The 3,794-nt window shown below is 69.4% G+C and carries 3 protein-coding genes; all 3 read left to right on the forward strand.

Annotated features, from left to right (window positions below; all coding sequences use genetic code 11):
* On the forward strand, positions 1-326 hold a 326-nt coding region (locus tag EAD98_RS00965; protein WP_199723197.1), incomplete at its 5' end, for an FG-GAP-like repeat-containing protein.
* Between the two features lie 20 nt (positions 327-346).
* Positions 347-2,410, forward strand: coding sequence for an N-acetylmuramoyl-L-alanine amidase (locus EAD98_RS00970; protein WP_121652209.1), 2,064 nt, complete (start codon positions 347-349; stop codon positions 2,408-2,410).
* Positions 2,411-2,430: 20 nt separating this feature from the next.
* On the forward strand, positions 2,431-3,794 hold a 1,364-nt coding region (locus EAD98_RS31410), incomplete at its 3' end, for a VCBS repeat domain-containing M23 family metallopeptidase (RefSeq protein WP_233583665.1).

Below are 3,794 nucleotides of genomic sequence, written 5' to 3' on the forward strand. Positions count from 1 at the left end.
CGGAACAGCCCCGGGTCGGGGACATCAACGGTGACGGCCGCGACGACATCGTGACGTTCACCTGCAACGCCGACGCGGACGTCTACGCCGCCGTCTCCACCGGCACCTCGTTCGCCGGCACCACCGTCAAGTGGAACGACTTCTTCTGCCTGGCCGGCGAGTTCCCCTACCTCGGCGACGCCAACGGCGACGGCAGGGACGACATCATCGTGTTCACCAAGGGCGCCACGAACGATGTCCACGTCGGACTCTCCACCGGCACCGGCTTCCTCGGCGCCACCAAATGGCACGACTACTTCGGCCTCAACGGCGAGGCGACGCTGTGACCGGCGAACTGGAGGCCCCCATGCGACTGACCAGGCTCTCGTGGCGCGCCTGCGCCCTGCTCGTGGCGGCGGCGCTCGCCGGCCAGATGACGGTGACGCCGGCGGCCGCCTCCCCACCCGTCGCCGCCGGTCCACTCGCCGCGGCCTTCGACCGGGCCGCCGACGAGTTCGACGTACCACGGGACCTGCTGGTCGCGGTCGCCTACGGTGAGTCGCGCCTGAAGGACCACGGCGGCCTGCCCAGCCAGGCCAACGGATACGGCGTCATGCACCTCGTCAGCAACCCCACCCAGCACAGCCTCGAACGGGCGGCCACGCTCACCGGCGAACCTGTCGACCGGATGCGCTCGGTCACCTCGGTCAACGTCCGGGGCGGCGCCGCGGTGCTCCGCGACCTGGCCGACAGCGAAGGGCTGACGCCTGGTGCGCGGGACCGGCTCTCCGCCTGGTATCCGGTCGTGGCGCGGTACAGCGCCGCCGTCAACGACGCGACAGCCCGGCTCTACGCCGACCACGTCTACGACCTCCTGCGAGGCGGCATCGTGGCCGGCACGGTACGGGTCGTGCCATCACCGGTCCGCCCCGAACTCGGCCGTTACGCGCGGGTCGCCCCCGCGGGCGCCGCCGGTCCGCACCTCGCCGCCGCGGCGGTGCCGGAGTACGGGCCGGCCCGCTGGGTCCCCGCCTACGGCGGCAACTACCAGGCGGGCCGATCGTCGCGGATCACCACCGTGGTGGTGCACGTGACCCAGGGGTCGTACGCGGGCACGGTGAGCTGGTTCCAGAACCCGTCGGCCGGGGTCAGCGCGCACTACGTCGTGAAGTCGAGCAACGGTGAGATCACCCAGATGGTGCGCGAGGGCGACACGGCCTACCACGCGCGTTCGGCCAATCCGTACTCCGTCGGTATCGAGCACGAGGGGTTCGTGGACAACCCGGCCTGGTTCACCGATGCCATGTACCGGTCGTCAGCCGCGCTGACCCGCTACCTCTGCGACAGGTACGGGCTGCCGAAGAACCGGACAGCGATCAAGGGGCACCACGAGATGCCCGGCAACGACCACACCGATCCCGGCCCGAACTGGAACTGGAACTACTACATCTCGCTGGTCAACGCCGGTGGTTCGGGCGGTCGGTACCTGGCGGGATCACCGACGGACTTCACCGGTGACGGTCGGGACGACGTGGTCGCCTTCACGCAGGGCAGCTTGAACGACGTCTACGTGGCCGCCTCCACCGGCAGCGCCTTCGCCGGCACCTCCGTGAAGTGGAACGACTTCTTCGGTCTCACCGGCGAAACCCTGCTCACCGGAGACGTCAACGGCGACGGCAGGGACGACATCATCGCGTTCACCCACGGCACCCTCGCCGACGTGTACGTGGCCCTGTCCACCGGCACGAGCTTCGGCGGTGGAGTGAAGTGGCACGACTGGTTCGCGCCGGGGGCCGAGGTCGCCGCCGTCGGTGACGTCAACGGCGACGGCCGGGACGACATCATCACCTTCACCCACGACACCAACGCCGACGTGTACGTGGCGCTGTCCACCGGCGCCGGCTTCGGGCCCGGCGTCAAGTGGCACGAGTACTTCTCGATCCCCGGTGAGTTCCCGGCCCTCGGCGACGTCAACGGCGACGGCAGGGACGACATCATCACCTTCACCCAGGGACCGGCCACGGCGTCGGACGTGATCGTCGCCCTGTCGTCGGGTGGTTCGTTCGGCGCCGCGCAGACGTGGCACGACCTGTTCGCCGTCGGAGCGGAACAGCCCCGGGTCGGGGACATCAACGGTGACGGCCGCGACGACATCGTGACGTTCACCTGCAACGCCGACGCGGACGTCTACGCCGCCGTCTCCACCGGCACCTCGTTCGCCGGCACCACCGTCAAGTGGAACGACTTCTTCTGCCTGGCCGGCGAGTTCCCCTACCTCGGCGACGCCAACGGCGACGGCAGGGACGACATCATCGTGTTCACCAAGGGCGCCACCAACGACGTCCACGTCGGACTCTCCACCGGCACCGGCTTCCTCGGCGCCACCAAATGGCACGACTACTTCGGCCTCAACGGCGAAACGACCCTCTGAGCACTCGACAGGAGCACGCCATGTTCCGGCATTCGCGTACCCCCGCGCGTCGCGCCCTGGTCGCGCTTCTCACCCTGGCCGCGGCGGTCCTGGCCGCCGTGGTGGCGCCGCCCTCACCCGCGTTCGCGGCACCGAACTTCAAGGCGCCGTTCCCCTGCGGGCAACGGTGGACGTACGACCACCACAGCGCCGAGGTCCGACAGGCGCTGGACTTCGTCCGAGCCGACGGCGGCACCACCGGAGGCACACCGCAGGTCGCCTCCGCCGCCGGTGTGGCGCGGCACTACTCGCAACCCAGCGGGGCTGGCAACTACATCGTCATCGATCACGGAGGCGGGTGGACCACCTACCACTTCCACCTCAGCGCCTACTCGGTGCCCAACGGCGCGTACGTGCAGCAGGGCCAGCAGATCGGCATCACGGGCAGCACGGGAAACTCCTCCGGGCCGCACGTCCACTACGAGCAGCTCTACAACGGCGTCGGGCAGACGATCGCCATCAACGGCGTCTCGCTCGCCCCGTACCCCGCCCAGTACAACCAGAAGTACCTGGTCAGTGACAACTGCGGCGGGTCGTCCGGCGGCCGGTACCTGGCCGGCTCGCCGACGGACTTCACCGGCGACGGCCGCGACGACATCGTCGCGTTCACCCGTGGATCGCTCAACGACGTGTACGTGTCGCCGTCCACCGGATCCTCGTTCGCCGGAACGTCGGTGAAGTGGAACGACTTCTTCGGACTGAACGACGAGACGCTGCTGTCCGGGGACTTCAACGGCGACGGGCGCGACGACATCGTGGCGTTCACCCACGGTTCGCTGGCCGACGTGTACGTGGCACTGTCGAACGGGTCGTCGTTCGCGGGCGCCACGAAGTGGCATGACTGGTTCGCGCCGAACGCCGAGGTCGCCGCGGTGGGGGACGTCAACGGCGACGGCCGCGACGACATCGTCGCCTTCACCCACGACGGCGCCGGGGACGTGTACGTCGCACTGTCCGCCGGGTCGTCGTTCACCGGCACGGCGCTCAAGTGGCACGAGTACTTCTCGATCGCCGGTGAGTACCCGGCCCTCGGCGACGTCAACGGCGACGGCCGGGACGACATCATCACCTTCACGCAGGGGCCGGCCACGGCATCGGACGTGATCGTCGCCCTGTCGACCGGTGGTTCGTTCGGCGCCCCGCAGACGTGGCACGACCTGTTCGCCGTCGGAACGGAACAGCCCCGGGTCGGGGACATCAACGGTGACGGCCGCGACGACATCGTGACGTTCACCTGCAACGCCGACGCGGACGTCTACGCCGCCGTCTCCACCGGCACCTCGTTCGCCGGCACCACCGTCAAGTGGAACGACTTCTTCTGCCTGGCCGGCGAGTTCCCCTACCT

Source organism: Micromonospora sp. CV4, from assembly GCF_003667455.1.
In the GTDB taxonomy this organism is placed as follows: Bacteria; Actinomycetota; Actinomycetes; order Mycobacteriales; family Micromonosporaceae; genus Micromonospora.

Excerpts from the sequence above, each read along its gene's own strand:
- EAD98_RS00970 (WP_121652209.1), top strand. The coding sequence starts at position 347 with ATGCGACTGACCAGGCTCTCGTGGCGCGCCTGCGCCCTGCTCGTGGCG.